Origin of the sequence: Nocardia sp. NPDC060249, from assembly GCF_042728755.1 — a bacterium.
Taxonomy (GTDB): domain Bacteria; phylum Actinomycetota; class Actinomycetes; order Mycobacteriales; family Mycobacteriaceae; genus Nocardia.
The window spans coordinates 614,967-637,659 of record NZ_JBHXAQ010000001.1; the positions used below are offsets into that span (position 1 = coordinate 614,967).

Consider the following 22,693-nt stretch of genomic DNA (forward strand, 5'->3'; position numbering starts at 1 on the left):
AGGCGAAGTCGATCGACACGCGCAGAGGATCGTCACGCGGATTCGGAGAGGTGCAGTCGGGGGAGGGCAGCCAGGCGTTCGGCGGTGCCGGTGTTCGGTTTCGGGTTGTAGAGCACCAGTGACCAGTGGGGATGGTCGGCGACGGTGAGCGTGGTGGCGTCGAAGTAGAGATTCCCGGCTTCTGGATGGCGCAGGGCGTTCACGGCTTGGAGCGGCGCACCGACATCGTGGCGTGCCCAGAGTTCGGCGAACGCCGGCTCGGAAGCAGCGAGTTCATCTGCTACACGCTGGAATTCGTCGTCGTGTGGGACCAGGGCCGCGTCCGCGCGATAGGCGGCGACGACACCAGGCGCGGCCTCGGCCCACAGGTCGGGCAGCCCGCGATAACGCGGGCTCGTGAAGAACGTGACCAGGCAATTGTGCGGCTCGCCGTCGTCACACCCGAACACCCGCCCCGCAAGCACGTTGCACGCCACGATGTTCCAGTACCGATCCCGCACCACAGCGGGTCCGCGCACCCACCCATCGATGAGGGCCCGAATCTCCGCGGTCACCTCCCCCGCAGACCCCCACGCCACCGGCGGATTAAGCCCGGACAACACATACAGATGCGCCCGCTCCGCCATACTCAACCGCAACACCCCCGCGACCGCGTCGAGCACCTCACCTGACACTGTGATGTCACGCCCCTGCTCCAACCAGGTGTACCAAGACACCCCGACCCCGGCCAGCATGGCAACTTCTTCCCTGCGTAGGCCAGGTGTCCGCCGTCGCCCCACGATCGGCAAATCCACCTCAGCCGGACTGAGACGCTCCCGCCGTGATCGGAGGAAATGACGGAGCTGTTCGCGGCGGTGTGTCGACGATGCGCTAGGCATGCCTATCAACGTAGCCGGTACGAGTGTCGGTGGCTGTCGGCGTGTGAAGCAGATGAAACTACTCCTCCCGCAACGGAACCGGTGCGAGCCTGCCCCTATGGCGGCAGCATTGCCGAGCGGCCGGGCTGCTACCTATGGGTTTGGTATCGGCGGGGTTTGGTATCGGCCGTCGGCGGCGGCGGTGAGTTGGTGGGCCAGGGCGCGGACGGCGTCGTTGAGGGTGTCGGGGTGCTCGATGACGAACGGGCGGTTCAGGCCGGCGAGCAGGGCGGGAATCCAGTCGAGTTGTTCGGCGCGGATTCGGATCCGGACCCACGGGTCGGGGTCAGTGGGCTGCGAGTCGATCTCGTGCACGGTCGCGATTGTGGCGGGGAGCAGCGGGCGGACCTGGGTGGGTGTGCCCTGGACTCGGATCGATACCTCGTGCCGATAGGGCGCGGTGGCCATTGCGGACAGCAGATGCGCGGCGGGTTCGAATTCGGTGGGCGGAGCGAATGTTCCGGGCTGTGTGGTCGCCGCGGTGATGCGGTCCAGCCGGAACTGGCGTAGTTCGTCGCTGTTGCTGTCCAGCCCGGTCAGGTACCACCGGCCGGAGTGCTCGACTAGCCCGTAGGGGTGCACGGTCCGTTGGCTGGAGCGCCCGTTTCGGTCGGTGTACCCGATGGCGACCGGTCGGTGCTCGCGGGTGGCCTCGGCGAGCCGGAGCAGGACGGCGGTCTCGACAGCGACTTCCGGGCGTGCGTCGGCGGTGAATTCGACGGTGTCGATCAGTGCGTCCAGCCGGGCCGTCAGCCGTTGGGGGAGGACGCGGCGGAGTTTGGCCGTCGCGCTGTCGGCTGCGCGGGCAGCCGCTGTCGGCCGGTCGGCGCCACGGCTGGTGAGGAGCCCGAGTAACACGGCTACCGCCTCGTCGTCGGTCAGCATCAGCGGTGGCATTCGGTATCCGGGAGCGAGCCGGTATCCCCCGTAGCGGCCCCGCACCGATCGGACCGGGATATCCAGGTCGGTGAGATGGGTGACGTATCGCCTGACGGTGCGTTCATCGACGCCGAGCCGTCCGGCGAGTTCGCCGACGGTATGAGTCCCGCCGGTCTGCAACAGCTCGAGCAGAGCCAGCACTCGGGCGGTGGGGCGGGTCATCGCGAAATTGTCGCATCCATACCGGGCGGAAACTGTCCGGTATCGGCTCTACCGTGGCGTGCGGCGGTGGAACCTCCACCTCATCCGACAGCAGGAGCACACAATGAAGCTCGTCTCGATCCGTCTGATCACTGACGACATCCAACGGCTGGTCAGTTTCTATCAGCACGTGACCGGCGTCGAAGCAAACTGGGCTACACCGGATTTCGCCGAGATCGTCACACCGGCCGGCACCCTCGCGATCGGAAGCACCCGCACCGTAGCGCTGTTCGCTGCGGGCAGCGCGCACCCAGCCGACAATCACACGGCGATCATCGAATTCCTGGTCCCCGACGTCGATGCCGATTACCGGCGGTTGCGAGATGCGGTCGAGGATTTTGTCAAAGAGCCAACGACAATGCCCTGGGGGAACAGGTCGTTGCTGTTTCGCGATCCAGACGGCAACCTGATCAACCTCTTCACCCCGGTCACCACGCAGGCCGCCGCGAAGTTCGCCCGGTGAAATCCGCTCATCGGCATCTCAGCCGGGGTTTCGCGCTACGCCTGAATGACCTCGATGCCGACCAAGGCGTTGAGCGAGTCGCAGCTGGCCCATGACTGGTTCTGTCCGTACTGTGCGGGGCCGTACTTCCAGTAGACGAACGGGACCGGCCACGCGACACAGGTGAGTTTCACCTGGTGCCAGGTCGGCAGCTCGCAATTGGCCATTCCGCCGGTGTTGAAGATGTTGTAGACGTGACAGTTGGCCTGCCACACCGGAACGTCGGCCTGCGCCACGCCGCCACCGGCGATGACGGCGGAAGCGGTGGCGGTGGCAACGAGGGCACCCGCGGCGAGTCTCTTCACAGAAAGCATGTCGACCTCCTGAATCGATGTTGTCTGAAAAATCGCCAGGTGATCGAAAACGTTACTGGGATGATTGTGTGCGGGTGAATTTCCCTGTATTTCGATGTGTGGAGGCAGGTTGCTGGGGGTGAGCCGGAGAAGAGTGTCCGGCCTTGGTTATTCGGCGGCGCGACTGGTGAAGTCGAAAGATCCGCCGTCGATGCCCCAGGAGATGATCCGTTCGGGGCGAATTCGGATGATCGCGCGTTCCTGGTGTTCGAACGGTGGCTGCTCGTCCTCGAGCGCGTCGGCGGTGCCGCGTACCTCGATGCCGCGAATCACGTACGGCTCCCAGGAAACCTGTTGGTCGATGACGAACGAGACCCGGCTGCCCGCCACGACGTTGCGGTATTTCCGGCTGCCGCGCATCCGCATACCCCCGATATCGATCGTGCCGTCGGGGTTCACCCGATAGGCGGTCGGGTTGTTCTGTACAACGCCGTCGAGCGACACCGTGGCCAACCGGCCGATCCCGGCTTCCGCGAGAAACTGCTGTTCATTGCTGGTGAAGGTCATGTCGGATACTCCTCGGTGAAGTCGGGATCAGAACAGGATCAGTGCGGCGCACAGGCCGGCGATGGCGACGAACTGCAGGGTGGCCCGGTACTTCAGGATGCTGTCCCACTTGTCTTGCAGCGCACGGGCGTCGGCCGGAATGATGCCGCTCTGTGCGGCGGCGGTCTGCTGGGCATTGATCGGCTTGGCGATGCGGACGTAGAGGGCGAGCCAGGTGAGCAGGGCGGCCACCGCGATCCCCGCCGCGACCGCGGCGCCGATCTGTCCGGCCAGCAGCGCGATGAGCAAGGTGAGAACCGCGGTGATCACACCGCCCGCGCCGACCACCGGCATGCGCCGGTCGCCGTAGTAGTGACCCCAGCCCGCGCTGATGGTGACGGTCGCGTCGTCGAGCTTGCGGTACACCGACCGCATGATCACGGCCGCGCAGACATCGGTGCCGTAGACGACGGCATTGGCGAGAACTGCGGCGGTGGCGATGATCTGGCCGGTGACGATGAGCATTTCGGCTTCCCTCTCTCGATATCTAGCAGCGCTAGATGATGGAGCAAAGGTAACAGTTGCTCGCTAGCGTGTCTAGCGATGCTAGATATCGACGCCGGACGTCATTGCCGCGCGGTGTCGGCAGGCGGGCTTAGGCTGAGCGGGTGTCGGTGCTCCCTCTGATCTTCACCGCGGGCTGGGCCAGCGGTATCAACGCGTACGCGGTGGTGTTTCTGCTGGGATTGTTCGGGCGGATCGGATGGGCGGGCGATGTGCCGCCGGGGCTGCAGCGCACCGATGTGCTCGTCGCCGCCGGGGTGCTGTTCCTGATCGAGGCTGTCGCGGACAAGATTCCGTACCTCGACTCGTTCTGGGACGCGGTGCACACGGTGGTGCGGCCCGCGTCGGGCGCGGTCGTCTCGGCGCTGATCGCGGGGCAGGACGATTCGCTGCCCACGATGTTCGCCGCGGCGGTGGGCGGGACGACCGCCTTGCTCAGCCACATCGTCAAAGCGGGCACCCGGATGGCGATCAACACCTCGCCGGAACCGGTCACCAATATCGCGGTGAGCACCGCCGAAGACCTCACGGTCGGCGGCGTCCTCACCCTGGCGGTGTTCTTCCCGGTACTGGCCGCGGTGATCGCCGCTGTCCTGTTGGCCATCGGTTTGTGGGTGGTCTACCTGTGCGCCAGCCGAATCAGTCGGTACCGTCGGCGACGGCGAGAGCGCCGGACCGCCGGCATCGACCCGGCGCTCGAATAGGCCCTTGTCAGCGCACCTGCGGCGCCACCTTCGCGCCCAGCAGTTCGATGCTGTGCAGCACCTGCTCGGGCGGCAGCGTCCCCACGCTGGTGTGCAGCATGAACCGGTCGAGGCCGAGGGTGTCGCGGACCTCGGCGATCTTGCCGGCCACGTAATCGGGGGTGCCCACGAACAGCGAACCGCTCTGCGAGCGCAGCGCGTCGAACTGTTCGCGCGTCATCGGGCCCCAGCCACGCTCCCGGCCGATGACCGACATCGCCCCGGCGTAGGGCTCGTAGAACTCGGCGACGGCTCGCGCGTCGGTGTCGGCGACATAGCCGTGCGCGTGCACCGCCACCGGCTGCTTCTCGTGGCCGCCTTCGGCGAGTGCCCGGTGGTACAGCTCCACCAGCGGCTTGAATCGCGCGGGCTGGCCACCGATGATCGCCAGGGCGAGCGGCAGGCCGAGCAGCCCGGCACGGATCACCGATTCGGGACTGCCGCCGACGGCGATCCACACCGGCAGCGGTCGATCGTCGGTGCGCGGGTACACCGTCGCGTCGTGTAACGGCGCCCGGAATCGGCCCGTCCACGTGACCGGGCCTTCTTCGCGCACGCGCAGCAGCAGCGCCAGCTTCTCCTCGAAGAGCGCGTCGTAGTCGGACAGGTCGTACCCGAACAGTGGGAACGACTCTGTGAACGACCCGCGCCCCGCCATCAGCTCCGCCCGCCCGTTCGACAGCCCGTCCAGCGTCGCGAAGTCCTGGTACACCCGCACCGGATCATCGGAGCTGAGTACGGTCACGGCGCTGGTCAGCTGGATGCGCTCGGTTCTGGCGGCAGCGGCGGCCAGGACGACAGCGGGGGAGGACGCGGCGAAATCCCGGCGATGATGTTCGCCCACGCCGTACACGTCGAGCCCGGCGGCCTCGGTCGCGACCGCCTCGTCGACCACCTGGCGCAACCGCTCGGCAGCGCTCGGCGCGGGCCGGTCGGCGGTCGGGTACAGCTCGGCGAAGGTGGTGAGCCCCAGTTCCATGTGAACCTCTCTTCAGGATGCGGTTCTCTTCTAAACGGACCGTAGTCCGATAACATTCCCCCGAATTATGGATAGATGCGGATTATCTATGACAAAACTATAGTGAGCGCTATGACTGCCCTGGCGACGACGCGCACCGCACCCGACCTGTCCTTCCTGCTCGACCGCACCAGTCATGTCCTGCGCACGCAGATGGCCGCGGCGCTGGCCGAGGTCGGGCTGACCGCCCGCATGCACTGCGTGCTGGTGCACGCGCTGGAGGCCGAACGCACGCAGGCTCAGCTCGCCGAGCTCGGTGATATGGACAAGACGACCATGGTGGTCACCGTCGACGCCTTGGAGAAAGCCGGTCTGGCCGAACGGAAACCATCGAGCACCGACCGCCGCGCTCGCATCATCGCGGTGACTCCGGCCGGTGCGGAACTCGCCGCGCGCAGTACTGAGATCGTCGATGGGGTCCATCGGGAGGCGCTCGGTTCGCTGTCGAAAACGGAGCGCGAATCCTTGCTGAGCGCGCTGAATCACCTGGTGGACGGGCATCTGTCGACGGTGGTCGAAGCCGCGCCCACGCGTCGCGCGAGGCAATAGTCCGTTATAGATTGTCTGCTACGGAACTATCTAGTACGGTCTCTCTTGTTCGCTTCGAGCAGGAGATGACCCATGACCAAGTCCCAGCGCACCGCCCTCGCGGTGCTGTCGGCAGCGATGCTGATGACCATCCTCGACGGCAGCATCGTGACCGTCGCCATGCCGGCGATCCAGGAGGATCTCGGCTTCACGCCCGCCGGTCTGAGCTGGACCGTGAACGCCTACCTGATCGCTTTCGGCGGTCTGCTTCTGCTGGCGGGACGCCTCGGTGACCTGATCGGCCGCAAGACGATGTTCGTCACCGGCACCGTTGTCTTCACCGCCGCCTCGGTGCTGGCAGGCGTGGCGACCACCCCCGCCGTGCTGGTCGGGGCCCGGTACCTGCAGGGCGTCGGCAGCGCGATCGCCGCCTCGGTGGTCCTCGGCATCCTGGTGACGATCTTCACCGAGCCACGCCAACGGGCCACGGCCATCGGTGTTTTCAGCTTCACCGGTGCCGCGGGCGCCTCGATCGGACAGGTGCTCGGCGGCGTGCTCACCGACGCGCTGAACTGGCATTGGATCTTCCTGATCAACGTGCCGATCGGCGTGCTGACCGTGCTGGTGGCGGTGCGGGCACTGCCCACCGACCGCGGCCTCGGCTGGTCCGCCGGTGCCGATGTGCTGGGTGCCGCTCTGGTCACCATCGGTCTGATGCTCGGCATCTACACCGTCGTCGAAGTCGAACGCTACGGCTGGGTCTCGGCGCACACTCTGGGCCTCGGCGCGCTCGCTGCCGCACTGCTCGCGGCCTTCGTCCTCCGGCAGGCCACCGCCGCGAACCCGCTGCTGCCGCTGCGTATCTTCCGCTCCCGCACGGTCTCCGGCGCCAATGTGGTCCAGATGCTCACTCTCGCGGCCATGTTCGCCTTCCAGATCATCGTCGCGCTCTACCTGCAGAAGGTGCTGGGCTACAACGCCTTGCAGACCGGCTCGGCGATGCTGCCCGCCGCCGTCGCCATCGGCGGGGTGTCGCTGTTCGCCTCCGCCCGCCTGATCACCCGCTTCGGCGAGCGGTCCGTGCTCATCGCCGGCCTGGTCCTGCTGCTGGCCGGGATGTCCTGGCTGACGCGGCTCCCGGTCGACGCCGGTTACCTTACCGACGTGCTGCCGGTGATGGTGGCCGTCTCCGGTGGCGGTCTGGTGCTGCCTGCGCTCACCGCGCTGGGCATGTCGGGCGCCGACGCCGACGACGCGGGCTTGGCCTCGGGGCTGTTCAACACCACCCAGCAGGTCGGCATGGCGATCGGTGTGGCGGTGTTGTCCACCCTCGCCGCCGCGCGGACAGGCACCGAACTGGTAGCCGGTGCCTCCGATCCCGCTGCTCTGACCAGCGGTTACCGGCTGGCGTTCACGGTCGCGGCCGGACTGCTCGCCGCGGCCCTGGTCATCAGCGTCACCGTGCTGCGCACGCGGCACACATCCGGGGACGCGTCGGTCGCGCAGGCGGTCCCGGCCTTCTGACGCGACGAATCGCCGGGAACCACCCCCGCGATTCACCCCCCGGGTGGATGTCCGCCCGGGGGGTTCGGTGGTGTCCTCGAAGGATGCTGACCGATCGCACGACGTTGACCCGATTCCTCATCGAAGAGCGCCGGCGTCATCCCGGTACCAGCGGTGAGCTCAATTCCCTGATCCTCGACGTCGCGCTGGCCTGCAAGGCGATCGCCAAGCGCATCGCCTCCGGTGCGCTCACCGGCGTCCTCGGCGGCGCCGGGGTGGTGAACGTGCAGGGTGAGCAGCAGCAGAAGCTCGACGTGGTCGCCAACGACCTGTTCCTGCGCGCCAACGAATGGGGCGGCCAGCTGGCGGGAATGGTGTCGGAGGAGCTCGACGACCCTTATCCGATCCCGCCCGAATATCCGCGTGGCAAATACCTCCTGGCCTTCGATCCGCTCGACGGCTCGTCCAATATCGATGTGAATGTCGCGGTGGGCAGCATCTTTTCGATTCTGCGCGCACCGGCCGCCGGCATCGACGCGACGACGGCGGACTTCTTGCAGCCCGGCACCGAGCAGGTCGCCGCGGGCTACGCGATCTACGGCCCCGCGACGCAACTCGTGCTCACCGTCGGCACCGGCGTGCACGCCTTCACCCTCGACCCCGAACTGGGCGAGTTCTTCCTGACGGGGCAGAACCTGCGGCTGCCGGAGACCACCTCGGAATACGCGGTCAACAGCTCCAACAGCCGCTTCTGGGAACCGGCCGTGCGCCGCTACATCGACGAATGCCTGGCGGGCGCGACGGGCCCGCGCGAGAAGGACTTCAACATGCGCTGGGTGGCGTCGCTGGTGGTCGAAACCCACCGCATCCTGACCCGGGGCGGGGTGTTCCTGTACCCGCGTGACTCGAAGGACCCGGCCAAGGCGGGCCGACTGCGGCTGCTCTACGAGGCCAACCCCATCGCGTTCCTGATCGAGCAGGCCGGCGGTCTCGCCTCGACTGGTCGCGAGCGGATCCTCGAGATCGCCCCCACCGAACTGCACCAGCGGATCGCGTTCGTTTTCGGTTCCCGCGACGAGGTAGCGCGGATCGTGAGTTACCACGCCGACGCGGCCGAGGAGCCCGACGGCCGGTGGAGTCCGCTGTTCGGTCTGCGCGGTCTCTACCGTTCCACCACCTGAGGAGGAGATTCATGTCCGCCAAGCACCCTGTCGTCGCCATCACCGGGTCATCCGGTGCCGGAACAACGTCGGTGATGCGCACGTTCGATTCGATCTTCCGCAGGGAAGGCATCGACGCCGCGTACGTCGAGGGCGACAGCTTCCACAAGTTCGACCGGGCAGGCATGAAGGAGGAGCTGGCGCGAGCGCTGTCCGACGGTGACCACACCTTCAGCCATTTCGGTGCCGAGGCCAACCTGTTCGAAGATCTCGAGAAGCTGTTCCGCGGCTACGGCGAGACGGGGACGGGACGGGTGCGAAAGTACCTGCACGACAAGGACGAAGCTGCGCCGTACGCCCAGGAGCCCGGCACCTTCACACCGTGGGAGGACCTTCGCCCCGGTACCGATCTGCTGTTCTACGAGGGGCTGCACGGCGCGGTCGCCAACGAACAGGTCGACGTGGCGCAGTACGCGGACCTGCTCATCGGGGTGGTGCCGGTGATCAACCTCGAGTGGACCCAGAAGTTGCACCGCGACAAGGACAAACGCGGCTACTCCACCGAGGCGGTGACCGAGACGATCCTGCGCCGCATGCACGACTACGTGAACTTCATGTGCCCGCAGTTCTCCCGCACGCATGTGAACTTTCAGCGGGTACCAGTGGTCGACACGTCGAATCCCTTTGTCGCCCGGACTATTCCGACGCCAGACGAGTCGATGCTGGTGATCCGGTTCGCCGACCCGCACGGCATCGACTTCCCGTATCTGCTGTCGATGCTGCACGACTCGTTCATGTCGCGCCCGAACACGATCGTGTGCCCGGGCGGGAAGATGGACCTGGCGATGCAGCTGATCTTCACGCCGATGCTGTTGCGGCTCATGGAACGTCGCGGCCACACGCGCTGAGCCCGATTCGACGGCCACCTCACGCGAGGTGGTCGTCGAACCACGTCACCAGCTCCGGGTCGTCGAGCCCGTCGGCGACGAGCACCGCCGCCGAGAGGTCGTCGGTGCGCGTGTAAGCGTTCTGAGCGGCCACACACCGCAGCCCCGCGGCCACCGCCGACCGCACGCCGTTGGACGAGTCCTCCACGGCCACTGCCTGATCGGGGGACAGCCCGGTCTGGATTAGTACATCCAGATACACCGCGGGGCTCGGCTTCAAGACGGGCACCTCGGTTCCGGTGGTGACGGTGTCGAACGGCTCACCGAAAGCGTGTTTCAGCAGGGGTTCGACCCACGCGCGGGTGCCGGTGGTCGCCACGTGCAACCGGACACCGTGGGACCGGAGCCGTTCGATCAGTTCGCGCGCGCCCGGACGGGCCCGGATCTGCCCGTCCGCGGCCATCTGCCGCATGACGCGGGTCTTGGTGCGGTGCAGCTGATGCGCGAGCGCACGCGCTTCCTCGACGGGCCTGCCCCGCTGTTCGAACCAGAACGCCAGCCGTTGTGCGCCACCGGCGACCTTCAGCAGCTGCCCGTACTCCTCGACCTCCCAGCGATCAGGCAGACCCGCCTCGGCGAAGGCCGCGTTGAAAGCCACCCGGTGGCCGTCGCGCTCGCTGTCGACCAGGGTGCCGTCGACGTCGAAGATCACCGCGCGCAGCGCAGTCACGGCGCACCGTCGAGGTATTCGCGAATCCGGTCGAGGACGGCCGACACGGTGAACCCGTGCCGGGCCATGACCTCGTCACCGGGGCCGCTGTGGCCGAACTCGTCGAGACCGATCGCCAGGTCGACCAGCCCGGCCCAGCCCGCGGTACTTCCCGCCTCGATGCTGACGGTGTGCGCCCCGGCGTCCGGGGTGTAGCGCGAACGATCCATCACCGACACCACCCGCACGTCGAACCCTTCGGCCCGTAGCTGCTCGGCGGCGGCGAACGCCAGCGCGACTTCCGAACCGGTTGCGGCGATTTCGATGCCGCGCAAGGCGACGGTGGAGGAATCGTCCGCCGCCGCTTCGGGCGAGGGCAGCGCAGTCTCGGTGGCCGCTGTGCGCGGCCGGGTGCCGCCCTGCGTGTCCTCCAGCTGGGGGAGTGCCTGGCGGGACAGGATCAGCGCGGTCGGTCCGTCGACCCGGCTCAGCGCGAGTTCCCACGCGAGAGCGGTTTCCGCGTCATCGGCCGGTCGCAACACTTGCAGCCCCGGAATCACCCGCAGCGACTCGACCTGCTCGACGGGCTGATGAGTCGGTCCGTCCTCGCCGACCGCGATGGAATCGTGGGTGAGCACATAGATCACCGGCTGCCCCATCAACGCCGACAGCCGCAGGGCGGGACGCAGATAGTCGGCGAACACCAGGAACGTACTGCCGAAGACCCGGAACCCGCCGTGCAGGCTCATTCCGTTCAGCACGGCCGCCATCCCGAACTCGCGGATGCCGAAAGCGACAGCGCCGGGGCTGAAGTCGTCGCGATGCACCACCTCGCCACACACGGTGCCGGTCGACCCGGCCAGGTCGGCCGACCCGCCCACCAATTCCGGCATCACCGACAGCGCCGCGTGCAAACACGCCTGCGAGGATTGCCGGGTGGCCCGCGGTGCCTGCGCGGCAACGGCTTCCAGTGCGTCCGGCAAACCTACTGGCAGCAGTCGCGCGAGAGCGCGCCGGAACTCGGCGGCCCGGTCGGGCGCGACCGTGTCGAACGCCGCGAACTCCGCGAGCCAGGCCGCATGCTCGGCACCACCGATCGCGGCCAGCACCGCGCAGGTCGCCTCGACCTGCTCGGGCACGGCGAATGGTGGAAGCGTCCATCCCGCAGACTCTTTGGCCTGGGCGAGTCGCTCGGCACCCAGCGGCGAGCCGTGGGCCGTCGACGTCCCGGCGACGCCGGGCGCACCATGCCCGATCACCGTGCGCACCGCGAGGAAACTCGGCCGGCCATCACCCTTTGCCCGGGTCAGCGCCGCGTCGATCGCCTCGACATCGGTCCCGTCGGTCACCACCTCGGTATGCCACCCGTAGGCCGCGAACCGCGCCACCTGATCGTCACTGCACGAACGCCCGACCGCGCCGTCGATGGTGATCTCGTTGTCGTCCCACAACACGATCAACCCGCCGAGCCCCAAATGCCCTGCGAACGACGCGGCTTCGTGACTGACACCTTCCATCAGGCAGCCGTCGCCGACGATCGCGTAGGTGCGATGCCCGGTGATCTCCGGATAGCGGGCGGCGGTCATCCGCTCGGCGAGGGCCATCCCCACCGCCATCGCCAGCCCCTGACCCAGCGGCCCGGTGGTGCACTCCACGCCGGGCGTGTCACCGAACTCGGGATGACCGGGCGTGCGCGACCCCAACTGCCGAAAGCGCCGCAATTGCTCGACGGGCAGGTCGTAGCCGAACAGGTGCAACAGCCCGTACAGCAGTGCCGACCCGTGCCCGGCCGAGAGCACGAACCGGTCCCGATCGGCCCACTCGGGATCGGCCGGATCGTGGCGCAGGTGCCGGCTCCACAGCGTCCATGCCATGGGCGCCGCTCCCATCGGCATGCCGGGGTGACCGGACTGCGCGGCCTCCACCATGTCGGCCGCGAGGAACCGCAGGGTGTCGACGGCGAGCTGGTCGGTCGCCACCGACGGCACGACAGCCGTTGGCGCGATGTCGGTCATCAGGCTGCCCGTCCCGCCACCGTGGCGGCATCGCGAAGCCGCTTGACCGCGGCCGCTTTGCCTTCGGGACAGCCGTACATCCACGATCCCGAGATGAACACGTCGGCGCCGGCCGCGGCCGCCCCGCCGATCGTGTCGCCGGTGATCCCGCCGTCCACTTCGAGCTCGACGGGGTGCCCGGACTCGTCGATCATCCGGCGCAACCGCGCGATCTTCGGTTCGACGGCCGGAATGTAGGCCTGCCCACCGAAGCCCGGATTCACGGTCATGGCCAGCACCAGGTCGGTCTCGGCGAGCACGTGCGCGACGACCTCGGCGGGGGTGTGCGGATTCAACGCGACACCGCTGCGCGCACCCAGTTCGCGGATCCTGGCGAGCGTGCGATGCAGATGCGTACAGGCTTCGGCGTGCACGATGATCAGCTCGCAACCCGCGTCGATGTACGTGCCGAGCAGCCCATCGGGGTTCATCACCATGAGGTGCGCCTCGAACCCCACGGTGCTGTGCGCACGCGCCGACGCGATGACGTCGGGACCGAAGGTGAGGTTGGGGACGAACACGCCGTCCATCACGTCCCATTGGATCCGGTCGACGCCCGCCGCGCACAGATCACGCACTTCCGCACCGAGACAGGCGAAATCGGCGGGCAGGACCGACGGCACTATGAGCGGCCGACGAACTGAGGACTCCGGCATGGCGCGGCCTTTCTGATCGGGTCCGTTCATCGGACCGCACCGGCGTACCCGCCGCACTCCCCCTCGGGGGTGGGGGCCCGGGTGAGATCTCGTCAATGCCCGTAACCCCCGTGCGACTCGCCGTAGGGTGGAGTCATGCCGGAGTTACCTCCGACCCCGTTGAAGCTGGTGCTCGTCGACGATCACGAAATGGTGCTGCACGGGCTCGACGCCATGCTCGGACACTTTCCCGACGAAGTGGTGATCGTCGGCCAGTCCACCACCGACACCGCCGCGCTGCGGATAGTGGCCGAACATCGGCCCGATATCGTCCTGTGCGATGTGCGGATCGGCAAGGCCAGCGGCCTGGATCTGTGCCGCCAGATCACCCTGCAATATCCCGAGACCAAGGTCGTGCTGCTGACTGTCTACGACGACGAGCACTACCTGTACCAGGCACTGCGCGTGGGGGCGTCGGGCTACATTCTCAAGCGGGTCGACGGGCGCGAACTCGTTGCCCAGCTGTGCCGCGTGCGCGACGGCGAGACGGTGGTCGACGCCGCACTGGCCGGTCGGGTGGCGCTGGCCGCGGCGCGGCTCAGCGCGGGCCAGTTCTGGTCCGGCGCGCATCTCGGGCTGACTCAGCGCGAGTCGGAAGTGCTGGGGCTGTTGGTATCCGGTCACTCCAATCGCGCGGTCGCGAGCAAGCTGGTGGTCAGCGAGGACACCGTGAAGACCCACATTCGTGGGCTGTATCGCAAGCTGGGGGTGTCCGATCGCAGCGGGGCGATCGCGGTCGCGTTGCGCGAGGGCCTGTTCCGGTGAGCTTCGCGCGCGGCGCGGTGCCCACGGCAGCGGAGCTGGCTCCACTGCTCGGCGCCGAAGGTGTGCTGCTCTATGCCGTCGACGGCCAGGATCTGAGCATCGTCGATCTGTGGCCCCCGCACCCCTCGGCGGGTTCCTTGCGGTTGCAGGTCGGATTCGGGGTGACCGGGCTGGTGGCCCGCACCCGTGCACCAGTGCTGCTCGACAACGATTCGCCGCGTAATGCCCTGCACCGCAGGCTTTTACGTTTGGAACCGCAACAGACGGTGGCGCGGATGTGTTTGCCGCTGCCGGGGCTGGAAGGTGAGGTGGTCGGTGTGCTCGCCGTGCACCGCGATCCGCGCGACCCGTTCGCCCAGCGCGACCTCGACGCCGCGCGACAGTACGCGGGCGTGCTCGGCCTGTGGCTGCACGCGCAGCGGCTGTTTCGCACCGTCAACCGGCAGCGCACCGAGCGGGACCGCCTGGTCGAGCAGGCGATCACCGCCCAGGAGGCCGAACGCAGGCGCATCGCCTTCGATCTCCACGACGGCGTCACCACCGCCCTGGCGTCGATGTCGTTTCACCTGTCCGCTGCCGACCTCACCGTCTCCGAACTCGTCGCCCACGTCGACGTCACCGACGAGGCCAGTCTGCGCGACCTCGCCAGGGCCCGGGCCGAACTCGTCAGCGCACGCGAACTGGCCGATTTCGCCTACAACCAGACCAGGGCGGCGATCTCGGGTCTGCACAGCCTCGTCCTCGACGACCTCGGCCTGGTCGCCGCGATCGAATCGCTGGTGCGCGCGGTGAGCGGCGAAGGGCCGCCGACGATCGAATTCCTCGTCGATCACGCCGCCGCCATCGACGACATCCCCGACCACGCCGCCGCCACCCTGTACCGGATCGCCCAGGAAGCGCTGGCCAACGCGGTGAAACACGCTGATGCGCAACGGATCGTGCTCTCCCTGCGCCGGGTCGGCGACTCGGTCATCTTCGGATGTTCCGACGACGGTGCGGGTTTCGACCCGGCAGCGCAGCGCGCGCATCGCGCCGCCGACACCGACGGCGAACAACACTTCGGCTTGAGCTCGATCGCGGAACGCTGTGCCCTGATCGAAGCCTCGCTGCGCGTGGAATCGATGCGGGGACGCGGCACCACCTTGCTGGTGGACCTACCGCTGAAATAGTGGCCGGCACCGGCCGGCGAACGCAGCAGCGGTGCCCGAGGGGTAGCGCCGCTGCTGCGCGTTGCCGCCGCGCTCAGGACGGCTGCCGAGCGGGACCCGCCTACGCGGCGTGCTCGGCGGCAGCCGAGGCGTTGCGGCAGTTCTGGAGCAGAACACGGTGTGCTGCGGGAACTTCGGAGTTCGTTCCACCCCAAGTGTGCAGGGCCGCGCTCACGAGCGCGCGTCCGAACGAGAATGTCACAGGCCACGGCCGCCCGTCGACGGCGGCGAGCTCGCTCAGGTAGGCACAGACCCGCGAGGTCGGATGCCCACCGGACAGGAACGCGATGCCCGCCACCTCGGCGGGCACCAGCTCACGCAACACCGCGAAGGTAGCGGCCGCGACGTCGGCGGCCGGGGCAGCCGCGGCGTCCAGGCCGGGGGTGACGAAGTTGGGCTTGAGCACGATGCCGGTGAGATCCACCGCGGCGTCGACGAGTTCGGTGAACACCGCGCTCAGGGCCAGGCGGGTCGCCCTCGCCGAGGTCGCGAGGTCGTGGTCGCCGGTGCACAGGACCTCGGGCTCGACGATCGGGACGATGCCGTGCTGCTGACACAGCGCGGCGTAACGGGCCAGCGCGTGCCCGTTGGCGCGGGCGGAGTAGGGGGTGATGGTGTGCACGTCGAACACCGCCCGCCACTTGGCGAACGCGGCCCCTCGATCGGCATAGGAGGCCAGCCGTGCGCCGAGCCCGTCGAGCCCCTCGGTGATCAGCGCACCGCCCTGGCCGGGTAGCGCGGTGGTGCCGGTGTCGACCTTGATGCCGGGCAGGATGCCGAGTTCGCGCGCCGCGATCGGGAACGGGCGTCCGTCGGCGAGGTGCTGGCCGAAGGTCTCGTCGCACAGGATGATTCCGCTGATCGATTCCGGCAGGCCGCCGGCGGTGAGCAGCAGTTCGCGGTAGTCGCGCCGGGCGGTCGCGCTCGCGGGCACTCCTTCCTGTTCCAGGCGCGAAGACATGGTCTTGATCGACTCGTCGGCGGCGAGAATGCCACGGCCGCCGCCGGTCAGCTGCTGGGCGATGTCGGCGAGGGCGCTGGCGGAAAGTGTCGTCATGACGACCAGCATGCGAGCGCCTCGTCTCCGCCGTCCTCACCCTTTCGGGCGAGACCGGGTGTGAAATGCGGCCGCGCCCACCTGCGCCGGATCGCACAGGTGCGCCACGAACAAGCGGGTCGCCGCGGTCGGTTCCTGGGTCGTGCAGACGTGCCACGGCCGGTCGAGCGGTGTTCCCGGCACGCCGTAGGACACCAGTTCCCCCGAGGCGAGTTGCTCGCGCGCCGCCTCCTCGTGCACGAGGGTGACGCCGAGCCCTTCGCGTGCGGCGGCCACGGCGGCGCCCGAGGTACCGAGGGTGAGCAGCGGTGGCGCGGCCTGCAACCGGCTCAGCAACGACAGCGTGGTGTCTCGGGTGCCGGAGCCGATCCCGGTGAGCAGCCAGGGCGTGGTGAGCGGATCGTCGACCAGTCCGGGCCGCCCGACCAGCAACAGCCGGTTGGCCCGCTGAGCGGCGGTCACCAGCCCGGAGCCCCGCGGCGGTCGACCCGCCAGGGCGATATCGAAGACGTGGTCGGCGGCGCGGGCGAACAGCTCGCCGCGCGTGAGCACCGACAGCGACAGTTCCACGTGTGGATGGGCTTGCGCGAAGGTGGCCATCAGCGCCGGCAGCACGTACTCACTGGCCGTCGCGACCGCGCCGATGCGCACCCGCCCACGATCGGCGTCGTGCACCGCGCCGGCCGCCTCCGCGAGCAGCCCGAGCAGCTTGCGCACGTAGCCGGCGAAGATCTCACCCGAATCCGTCGCCACGATGCCCCGGCCGGACTTGGCGAAAAGTGTGGTGCCCAGCGCCTCTTCGAGGGCGGCGAGCGCGGCCGACACCGCCGGTGGCGTCACGTGCAACGTCTGCGCGGCGGCACGCACGCTCCCGGTGTCGTACACGGCGAGAAAGGTGCGCAGCCGACCCCAGGTAGCGGCCGCGGGCAGGTCGGGGCTGGCGAACATCGTTCAATGATGTCTTAACAATGCTCAGGAAACATTCCATTGTCGCTGAACAGTCACGCCCACACACTGAAAGTGCTTCATAGGCGTGACCCGAAAGGAACGGCGATGACGACGATCGACAGCGACGGCGCGGCGACCAAAGAGCGTTGGGATCCGGGCGTACAGAGCTACGCCGGAATGGGCTACTGGAACCCTGATTACATCCCCAAGGACACCGACGTGCTCGCCGTCTTCCGGGTCACCCCGCAGGACGGCGTCGACCCGATCGAGGCCGCGGCCGCCGTCGCGGGTGAATCGTCCACCGCCACCTGGACTGTCGTGTGGACCGACCGGCTCACCGCCAACAACCACTACCAGGCCAAGGCGTACCAGGTCGACGAGGTTCCCGGCAGGCCCGGCGAGTACTTCGCCTACATCGCCTACGACATCGACCTCTTCGAGGAAGGCTCCATCGCGAACCTGACCTCCTCGATCATCGGCAACGTCTTCGGTTTCAAGCCGCTCAAGGCCCTGCGCCTGGAGGACCTGCGCATCCCCGTCGCCTACACCAAGACGTTCCAGGGCCCCGCCCACGGCATCGTCATGGAACGGGAGATGCTCAACAAGTACGGCCGTCCGCTGCTGGGCGCCACCATCAAACCCAAACTGGGTTTGTCGGCCCGCAACTACGGGCGCGTCGTCTATGAGGCCTGTCGCGGCGGTCTCGACTTCACCAAGGACGACGAGAACATCAACTCCCAGCCCTTCATGCGCTGGCGTGACCGCTTCCTCTACGCGATGGAGGGGGTGAATCGGGCGATGGCCGAAACCGGCGAGATCAAGGGCCATTACCTCAATGTCACCGCGGGAACGATGGAGGAGATGTACCGGCGGGCCGAGGTCGCCAAGGAGCTCGGCAGCGTGGTGGTGATGATCGACCTCACCATCGGCTACACCGCCATCCAGTCGATGGCGCACTGGGCCCGCGAGAACGGCCTGCTGCTGCACCTGCACCGGGCCGGGCACTCCACCTACACGCGGCAGAAGACGCACGGGGTGAGCTTCCGGGTGATCGCGAAATGGTCGCGGCTGATGGGTGTCGACCACGTGCACGCGGGCACCGTCGTCGGCAAGCTCGAGGGCGACCCGGCCACCACCCGTGGCTTCTACGACACGTTGCGCGACAACACCGTCGCGCGCAATCTCGGCAACGGCATCTTCTTCGATCAGGACTGGATCTCGATGCCCGGCGTCATGCCGGTGGCCTCCGGCGGCATCCACGCGGGCCAGATGCACCAGCTGCTCGACCTGTTCGGCGACGACGTGATCCTGCAGTTCGGCGGCGGCACCATCGGGCACCCGTACGGCATCGCCGCGGGCGCCGAGGCGAACCGGGTGGCGCTCGAGGCAATGGTCAAGGCGCGCAACGAAGGTCGCGATCTGCTGATCGAAGGACCCGACGTGCTGCGCGGGGCGGCCAAGCGCTGCACACCGCTGCAGGCCGCCCTGGACACCTGGGGCGACATCACCTTCGACTACACCAGCACCGACGCCCCCGATGTGGTGGCGACTCCGGTGCCCTCGATCTGACCAGGAGCACCCGATGAAACTGCGCTACGGAACTTTCTCCTACCTGCCCGACCTCACCGACGACGAGATCGCCGCCCAGGTGAAGTACGCCCTCGATCACGGCTGGCCGGTATCGCTGGAGTACACCGACGACCCGCACCCGCGCAACGTCTACTGGGAGATGTGGGGGCTGCCGATGTTCGACCTGGCCGAACCCGACGGCGTGCTCGCCCAGCTCAACGACTGCCGGGCCACCTTCCCGCAGCACTACATCCGGCTGCTGGCCTACGACGCGGCCCTGGGCAGGCAGTCCACCGCGATGTCGTTCCTCGTTCAGCGACCCGCGCACGAGCCCGGCTTCCTGCTCGAGCGCGTGGAGGGCCCCGACCGCACCCAGCGGTACTCGGTGAAGTCCTACGCCACCGCCCGTCCGACCGGCGATCGGTACACGGGCGAGTGAACTGATGGACACACCAAAGGGATTCGGGTTCCACCGACCGTCGGCAGGCGGCGCGGCGCAGACCACGGCAGTCGAGGAGCAGACGCCCGAGCCTGCGATTCTGGGCGACGACGAGGTGCTCGATCTCTCGGCCGACGAGGCCGCGGCCAGGGTGAGCGACACCCTGGCCGCACTCGACGCCGAACTGGTCGGCTTGGCCTCGGTCAAGCGCCGGGTCCGCGAGATCGCCTCGCTGCTCCAGGTCGACCGGGCACGCCGCCGGTTCGGGCTCACCACCACCCGCCCCACCTTGCACATGAGCTTCACCGGCGGTCCCGGCACCGGCAAGACCACCGTCGCGCTGCGGATGGCGGCGATCCTGCACGCGCTCGACTACATCAGGGCGCCGCGCGTGCACACCGTCACCCGCGACGACCTGGTCGGCCAGTTCATCGGCCACACCGCGCCCAAGACCAAGGAGGCGATCGCCCGCGCCGCCGGGGGAGTGCTGTTCATCGACGAGGCCTACTACCTGTTCCGGCCGGAGAACGAGCGCGACTACGGACAGGAGGTCATCGAGATCCTGCTCACCGAGATGGAGAACGAGCGCGGTGATCTGGTGGTGATCTTCGCCGGCTACCCCGACCGGATGGCGACCTTCTTCGCCGCCAATCCGGGCCTGAGTTCCCGTGTGCCGCACCATCTCACGTTCGCCGACTACGACCATGCGGAGCTGACCCAGATCGCGGGACTGATGGTGGAGTCGGAAGGATTCGCCTTCGACGACGACGCGCACAAGGCGTTCGCCGAGTACCTCACGCTGCGCATGGAGCAGCCGAGGTTCTCCAACGCACGCAGCGTGCGCAACGCCATCGAACGCTGCCGGCTGCGGCAGGCCCGCAGGCTGGTCGCACTCGACCGGCCACTGGGCAAGTCCGACCTCATCACGCTCACCGCCGAGGACGTCTACGGCAGCAGCGTCTTCGAGCCGGCGCCGGACTGAGTCACGCGCGGAGCGGGAAGCCCGATCACCGGCATCTGTCGGGTGATCGGGCTTTCCGCTTTGACAAGGGTGGACAATATGAGAAGCCTGGTGTCAGAGATGCCGAACGCGCGGGTACCGCGGGACTGAGAAGAAGCTGACCAATGACCTCGATCGAGGACCCAGAAGACGATCTGAGCGTGACCCCACCCAAGACCTGGGCGGTCGGCGTTCCCGCGGTGGCGCACGCGATCGAGTACTCGCTCTCGCAGAACTCCCCGGCCCGCACCGCGCTCACCTTGCTGAACATCAATCAGACCAAGGGCTTCGACTGTCCCGGCTGCGCGTGGCCCGAGCCGAAGCGCCGCCACCGCAACGAGTACTGCGAAAACGGTGCCAAACACATCAACGACGAGGCCACCACCCGCCGCGTGACCCGGCAGTTCTTCGCCGAGCATCCGGTCGCCGAACTCGGCACCATGTCCGACTACTGGCTCAACCAGCAGGGCAGGCTCACCGAGCCGATGGTGAAGCGGCCCGGCGCCACGCATTACGAGCCGATCGGCTGGGACGACGCCTTCGGCGTGCTGGCCGACGAACTGCGCGGGCTGGCTACCCCCGACGAGGCCCTGTTCTACACCTCGGGGCGACTCAACAACGAGGCCGCGTTCCTGCTGCAACTGTTCGCCCGCGCCTTCGGCACCAACAACCTGCCCGACTGCTCGAACCTGTGCCACGAGTCGAGCGGTTCCGCGCTGACGCAGACCATCGGCGTCGGCAAAGGCAGCGTGTCCCTCGAGGACATCTACGAAGCCGACCTGATCTTCGTCGTCGGCCAGAACCCCGGCACGAACCATCCGCGCATGCTGACGGCGCTCGAGGAGACCAAACGCAACGGCGGCAAGATCGTGGCGGTGAACCCGCTGCCCGAGGCCGGGCTGATCCGGTTCAAGAACCCGCAGAAGGCGCGCGGAGTGATCGGGCGCGGCACCGAGATCGCCGATATCTTCCTCAAGATCCGCCCCGGCGGGGACCTGGCCCTGTTCCAGATGCTGAACAAACTGCTCCTCGACGCCGAGGACGCGGCGCCGGGCACGGTGCTCGACCACGCCTTCATCGCCGCGCACACCAACGGCTTCGATGCCTTCGCCGAGCACGCCAGGACAGTGAGCTGGGAGCACGCGCTCACCGCCACCGGGCTGGCGCGCGCGGAGATCGAGGCCGTGCACCAGCAGGTGCTGGCCAGCAAGAAGGTCATCGTGTGCTGGGCGATGGGTTTGACCCAGCACAAGCACGGTGTGCCCACGATCCGCGAGATCGTCGACTTCCTGCTGCTGCGCGGCAACCTCGGCCGCCCCGGCGCGGGGGTGTGTCCGGTGCGCGGGCACAGCAATGTCCAGGGCGACCGCACCATGGGCATCTGGGAGCGGATGCCGCAGTGGTTCATGGACGCGCTCGGCAAAGAGTTCGACTTCACCCCGCCCGCGGCCCACGGGCTGGACGCGGTCGGTTCCATTCGTGCGATGCGCGACGGCACGGCGAAGGTGTTCGTCGGTGTCGCGGGCAATTTCGTGCGGGCTACGCCCGACAGCGAGGTCACCGAGGCCGCCCTGCGGCAGTGCTCGCTGACCGTGCAGATCTCCACCAAACTCAACCGCTCTCACACGGTCTGCGGCGAGACGGCACTGATCCTGCCCACGCTGGGCCGCAGCGATCGCGACCTCCAGGCCACCGGCGAGCAGTTCTACACGGTCGAGGACTCGATGAGCCAGGTCCGCACGTCGCGGGGACGGCTCGACCCGGCCTCGCCCGATCTGCTGAGCGAGGTCGCGATCATCTCCCGGCTGGCGCGCGCCACGCTGGGGGCGGAGTCCACGATTCCGTGGGAGGAATTCGTCGCCGATTACAGCACCGTGCGCGACCGCATCTCCCGGGTCGTGCCCGGTTTCGAGAACTTCAACGAACGCGTCGCCGGGCCGGACGGCATGCTGCTGGTCAATCCGGTCAACCAGGGCATCTACCGCACCGCGAGCGGCAAGGCCGAGTTCACCCGCAACGACTTCGACATGATCGACGCGCCGCCGGGATACCTTGTGCTGCAATCACTGCGGTCCCACGATCAGTGGAACACCATTCCGTACGCGGGCAACGATCGCTACCGCGGCATCCACCACGCGCGCCGGGTGGTGATGGTCAACCCCGACGACCTGGCCGAGCGGGGGATCACCGACGGGGAGGTGGTCGACATCGTCAGCATCTGGCACGACGGCACCGAGCGGCGGGCGGAGAATTTCGTCGCCGTCGGGTACCCGGCCAGCCGTGGTTCGGCGGCCGCGTACTACCCGGAGACCAATGTGCTGGTTCCCCTCGACAGCGTCGCCGACATCAGCAACACGCCGACCTCGAAAGGCATCATCGTCCGTCTGGAGCCGGTGGTCCGACCGACTGGTACGCACGAGGATGCGCGCGCATAGATACACTGCTCTT

Annotated in this window: 23 protein-coding genes; 12 read left to right on the forward strand and 11 right to left on the reverse strand. The window is 67.9% G+C overall.

Going from position 1 to position 22,693, the window contains the following annotated elements; all coding sequences use genetic code 11:
• Nucleotides 1-32 precede the first annotated feature (32 nt).
• Nucleotides 33-878: a helix-turn-helix transcriptional regulator gene (locus ACFWFP_RS02800; protein WP_379292798.1), complete on the reverse strand. Its 846-nt coding sequence runs from the start codon at nt 876-878 to the stop codon at nt 33-35.
• Between the two features lie 132 nt (nt 879-1,010).
• Nucleotides 1,011-2,018, reverse strand: a complete 1,008-nt coding sequence (locus ACFWFP_RS02805; protein WP_379292799.1) for a helix-turn-helix transcriptional regulator — start codon at nt 2,016-2,018, stop codon at nt 1,011-1,013.
• A gap of 103 nt (nt 2,019-2,121) precedes the next feature.
• On the opposite strand from ACFWFP_RS02805, the gene ACFWFP_RS02810 reads away from it, so the two are divergent.
• The gene (locus ACFWFP_RS02810; RefSeq protein ID WP_379292800.1) at nt 2,122-2,520 is read left to right on the forward strand and encodes a VOC family protein; all 399 of its coding nucleotides are present in this window, start codon (nt 2,122-2,124) and stop codon (nt 2,518-2,520) included.
• 35 nt (nt 2,521-2,555) lie between these two features.
• Here ACFWFP_RS02810 and ACFWFP_RS02815 read toward each other — a convergent pair whose 3' ends face one another.
• The 3 genes from ACFWFP_RS02815 to ACFWFP_RS02825 form a co-directional block, all read right to left on the reverse strand.
• Nucleotides 2,556-2,873, reverse strand: a complete 318-nt coding sequence (locus ACFWFP_RS02815) for a hypothetical protein (RefSeq protein WP_379292801.1) — start codon at nt 2,871-2,873, stop codon at nt 2,556-2,558.
• Between the two features lie 147 nt (nt 2,874-3,020).
• Entirely contained in the window at nt 3,021-3,419 is a 399-nt protein-coding gene (locus ACFWFP_RS02820; protein WP_379292802.1) for a PPOX class F420-dependent oxidoreductase, read from the reverse strand.
• Nucleotides 3,420-3,446: 27 nt separating this feature from the next.
• The gene (locus tag ACFWFP_RS02825; protein ID WP_379292803.1) at nt 3,447-3,923 is read right to left on the reverse strand and encodes a DUF1772 domain-containing protein; all 477 of its coding nucleotides are present in this window, start codon (nt 3,921-3,923) and stop codon (nt 3,447-3,449) included.
• Nucleotides 3,924-4,066: 143 nt separating this feature from the next.
• Here ACFWFP_RS02825 and ACFWFP_RS02830 point away from each other — a divergent pair, with 143 nt between their 5' ends.
• The gene (locus tag ACFWFP_RS02830) at nt 4,067-4,666 is read left to right on the forward strand and encodes a DUF4126 domain-containing protein (protein WP_379292804.1); all 600 of its coding nucleotides are present in this window, start codon (nt 4,067-4,069) and stop codon (nt 4,664-4,666) included.
• 7 nt (nt 4,667-4,673) lie between these two features.
• On the opposite strand, the gene ACFWFP_RS02835 is transcribed toward ACFWFP_RS02830, so the two are convergent.
• The gene (locus ACFWFP_RS02835; protein ID WP_379292805.1) at nt 4,674-5,684 is read right to left on the reverse strand and encodes an LLM class flavin-dependent oxidoreductase; all 1,011 of its coding nucleotides are present in this window, start codon (nt 5,682-5,684) and stop codon (nt 4,674-4,676) included.
• Nucleotides 5,685-5,795: 111 nt separating this feature from the next.
• Here ACFWFP_RS02835 and ACFWFP_RS02840 point away from each other — a divergent pair, with 111 nt between their 5' ends.
• The 4 genes from ACFWFP_RS02840 (at nt 5,796) to ACFWFP_RS02855 (ending at nt 9,822) form a co-directional block, all read left to right on the forward strand.
• Nucleotides 5,796-6,272 carry a MarR family winged helix-turn-helix transcriptional regulator gene (locus ACFWFP_RS02840; protein WP_379292806.1) on the forward strand — a complete coding sequence of 159 codons (477 nt, stop codon included), beginning with the start codon at nt 5,796-5,798 and terminating at the stop codon, nt 6,270-6,272.
• 72 nt (nt 6,273-6,344) lie between these two features.
• The gene (locus ACFWFP_RS02845) at nt 6,345-7,775 is read left to right on the forward strand and encodes a DHA2 family efflux MFS transporter permease subunit (RefSeq protein ID WP_379292807.1); all 1,431 of its coding nucleotides are present in this window, start codon (nt 6,345-6,347) and stop codon (nt 7,773-7,775) included.
• 83 nt (nt 7,776-7,858) lie between these two features.
• Complete coding sequence (locus tag ACFWFP_RS02850; protein ID WP_379292808.1) at nt 7,859-8,935, forward strand: class 1 fructose-bisphosphatase; 1,077 nt, start codon at nt 7,859-7,861, stop codon at nt 8,933-8,935.
• 11 nt (nt 8,936-8,946) lie between these two features.
• Nucleotides 8,947-9,822, forward strand: coding sequence for a phosphoribulokinase (locus tag ACFWFP_RS02855; RefSeq protein ID WP_379292809.1), 876 nt, complete (start codon nt 8,947-8,949; stop codon nt 9,820-9,822).
• Nucleotides 9,823-9,841: 19 nt separating this feature from the next.
• On the opposite strand, the gene ACFWFP_RS02860 is transcribed toward ACFWFP_RS02855, so the two are convergent.
• The 3 genes from ACFWFP_RS02860 to rpe are packed head-to-tail and all read right to left on the reverse strand — an operon-like array spanning nt 9,842 to nt 13,250.
• Nucleotides 9,842-10,531: an HAD family hydrolase gene (locus ACFWFP_RS02860; RefSeq protein ID WP_379292810.1), complete on the reverse strand. Its 690-nt coding sequence runs from the start codon at nt 10,529-10,531 to the stop codon at nt 9,842-9,844.
• The gene (gene tkt, locus ACFWFP_RS02865) at nt 10,528-12,525 is read right to left on the reverse strand and encodes a transketolase (protein WP_379292811.1); all 1,998 of its coding nucleotides are present in this window, start codon (nt 12,523-12,525) and stop codon (nt 10,528-10,530) included. Before tkt ends, ACFWFP_RS02860 begins: the two co-directional genes overlap by 4 nt.
• Nucleotides 12,525-13,250 (reverse strand): ribulose-phosphate 3-epimerase, encoded by a 726-nt coding sequence (gene rpe, locus ACFWFP_RS02870; RefSeq protein ID WP_379292812.1) that lies wholly within the window; start codon nt 13,248-13,250, stop codon nt 12,525-12,527. Before rpe ends, tkt begins: the two co-directional genes overlap by 1 nt.
• A 105-nt stretch (nt 13,251-13,355) precedes the next feature.
• Between rpe and ACFWFP_RS02875 the strand changes: the two genes are divergently transcribed.
• Nucleotides 13,356-14,024, forward strand: coding sequence for a response regulator (locus tag ACFWFP_RS02875; RefSeq protein ID WP_379292813.1), 669 nt, complete (start codon nt 13,356-13,358; stop codon nt 14,022-14,024).
• Entirely contained in the window at nt 14,021-15,193 is a 1,173-nt protein-coding gene (locus ACFWFP_RS02880) for a GAF domain-containing sensor histidine kinase (RefSeq protein WP_379292814.1), read from the forward strand. Before ACFWFP_RS02875 ends, ACFWFP_RS02880 begins: the two co-directional genes overlap by 4 nt.
• Before the next feature lie 100 nt (nt 15,194-15,293).
• On the opposite strand, the gene ACFWFP_RS02885 is transcribed toward ACFWFP_RS02880, so the two are convergent.
• Together ACFWFP_RS02885 and ACFWFP_RS02890 are read right to left on the reverse strand one after the other, a co-directional pair.
• The gene (locus ACFWFP_RS02885) at nt 15,294-16,289 is read right to left on the reverse strand and encodes a class I fructose-bisphosphate aldolase (protein ID WP_379292815.1); all 996 of its coding nucleotides are present in this window, start codon (nt 16,287-16,289) and stop codon (nt 15,294-15,296) included.
• Nucleotides 16,290-16,325: 36 nt separating this feature from the next.
• Nucleotides 16,326-17,237, reverse strand: coding sequence for a LysR family transcriptional regulator (locus ACFWFP_RS02890; RefSeq protein ID WP_379292816.1), 912 nt, complete (start codon nt 17,235-17,237; stop codon nt 16,326-16,328).
• 105 nt (nt 17,238-17,342) lie between these two features.
• Between ACFWFP_RS02890 and ACFWFP_RS02895 the strand changes: the two genes are divergently transcribed.
• The 4 genes from ACFWFP_RS02895 to ACFWFP_RS02910 all read left to right on the forward strand — a co-directional run bounded on the left by ACFWFP_RS02895 (nt 17,343) and on the right by ACFWFP_RS02910 (nt 22,680).
• Nucleotides 17,343-18,806: a form I ribulose bisphosphate carboxylase large subunit gene (locus ACFWFP_RS02895; RefSeq protein ID WP_379292817.1), complete on the forward strand. Its 1,464-nt coding sequence runs from the start codon at nt 17,343-17,345 to the stop codon at nt 18,804-18,806.
• A 13-nt stretch (nt 18,807-18,819) separates the two neighbouring features.
• Nucleotides 18,820-19,245 carry a ribulose bisphosphate carboxylase small subunit gene (locus tag ACFWFP_RS02900; RefSeq protein WP_379292818.1) on the forward strand — a complete coding sequence of 142 codons (426 nt, stop codon included), beginning with the start codon at nt 18,820-18,822 and terminating at the stop codon, nt 19,243-19,245.
• A gap of 4 nt (nt 19,246-19,249) precedes the next feature.
• A complete protein-coding gene (locus ACFWFP_RS02905) occupies nt 19,250-20,227 on the forward strand; it encodes an AAA family ATPase (protein WP_379292819.1) in 978 nt (325 codons plus the stop codon).
• A gap of 143 nt (nt 20,228-20,370) precedes the next feature.
• Entirely contained in the window at nt 20,371-22,680 is a 2,310-nt protein-coding gene (locus ACFWFP_RS02910; RefSeq protein ID WP_379292820.1) for an FdhF/YdeP family oxidoreductase, read from the forward strand.
• Nucleotides 22,681-22,693 lie beyond the last annotated feature (13 nt).

Bases quoted from the DNA above. Each gene is read 5' to 3' on its own strand.
- ACFWFP_RS02800 (WP_379292798.1), bottom strand. From the start codon at position 878: ATGCCTAGCGCATCGTCGACACACCGCCGCGAACAGCTCCGTCATTTC.
- ACFWFP_RS02805 (WP_379292799.1), bottom strand. From the start codon at position 2,018: ATGACCCGCCCCACCGCCCGAGTGCTGGCTCTGCTCGAGCTGTTGCAG.
- ACFWFP_RS02810 (WP_379292800.1), top strand. From the start codon at position 2,122: ATGAAGCTCGTCTCGATCCGTCTGATCACTGACGACATCCAACGGCTG.
- ACFWFP_RS02815 (WP_379292801.1), bottom strand. From the start codon at position 2,873: ATGCTTTCTGTGAAGAGACTCGCCGCGGGTGCCCTCGTTGCCACCGCC.
- ACFWFP_RS02820 (WP_379292802.1), bottom strand. From the start codon at position 3,419: ATGACCTTCACCAGCAATGAACAGCAGTTTCTCGCGGAAGCCGGGATC.
- ACFWFP_RS02825 (WP_379292803.1), bottom strand. From the start codon at position 3,923: ATGCTCATCGTCACCGGCCAGATCATCGCCACCGCCGCAGTTCTCGCC.
- ACFWFP_RS02835 (WP_379292805.1), bottom strand. From the start codon at position 5,684: ATGGAACTGGGGCTCACCACCTTCGCCGAGCTGTACCCGACCGCCGAC.
- ACFWFP_RS02840 (WP_379292806.1), top strand. From the start codon at position 5,796: ATGACTGCCCTGGCGACGACGCGCACCGCACCCGACCTGTCCTTCCTG.
- ACFWFP_RS02845 (WP_379292807.1), top strand. From the start codon at position 6,345: ATGACCAAGTCCCAGCGCACCGCCCTCGCGGTGCTGTCGGCAGCGATG.
- ACFWFP_RS02850 (WP_379292808.1), top strand. From the start codon at position 7,859: ATGCTGACCGATCGCACGACGTTGACCCGATTCCTCATCGAAGAGCGC.
- ACFWFP_RS02855 (WP_379292809.1), top strand. From the start codon at position 8,947: ATGTCCGCCAAGCACCCTGTCGTCGCCATCACCGGGTCATCCGGTGCC.
- tkt (WP_379292811.1), bottom strand. From the start codon at position 12,525: ATGACCGACATCGCGCCAACGGCTGTCGTGCCGTCGGTGGCGACCGAC.
- rpe (WP_379292812.1), bottom strand. From the start codon at position 13,250: ATGAACGGACCCGATCAGAAAGGCCGCGCCATGCCGGAGTCCTCAGTT.
- ACFWFP_RS02875 (WP_379292813.1), top strand. From the start codon at position 13,356: ATGCCGGAGTTACCTCCGACCCCGTTGAAGCTGGTGCTCGTCGACGAT.
- ACFWFP_RS02885 (WP_379292815.1), bottom strand. From the start codon at position 16,289: ATGACGACACTTTCCGCCAGCGCCCTCGCCGACATCGCCCAGCAGCTG.
- ACFWFP_RS02890 (WP_379292816.1), bottom strand. From the start codon at position 17,237: ATGTTCGCCAGCCCCGACCTGCCCGCGGCCGCTACCTGGGGTCGGCTG.
- ACFWFP_RS02895 (WP_379292817.1), top strand. From the start codon at position 17,343: ATGACGACGATCGACAGCGACGGCGCGGCGACCAAAGAGCGTTGGGAT.
- ACFWFP_RS02900 (WP_379292818.1), top strand. From the start codon at position 18,820: ATGAAACTGCGCTACGGAACTTTCTCCTACCTGCCCGACCTCACCGAC.
- ACFWFP_RS02905 (WP_379292819.1), top strand. From the start codon at position 19,250: ATGGACACACCAAAGGGATTCGGGTTCCACCGACCGTCGGCAGGCGGC.
- ACFWFP_RS02910 (WP_379292820.1), top strand. From the start codon at position 20,371: ATGACCTCGATCGAGGACCCAGAAGACGATCTGAGCGTGACCCCACCC.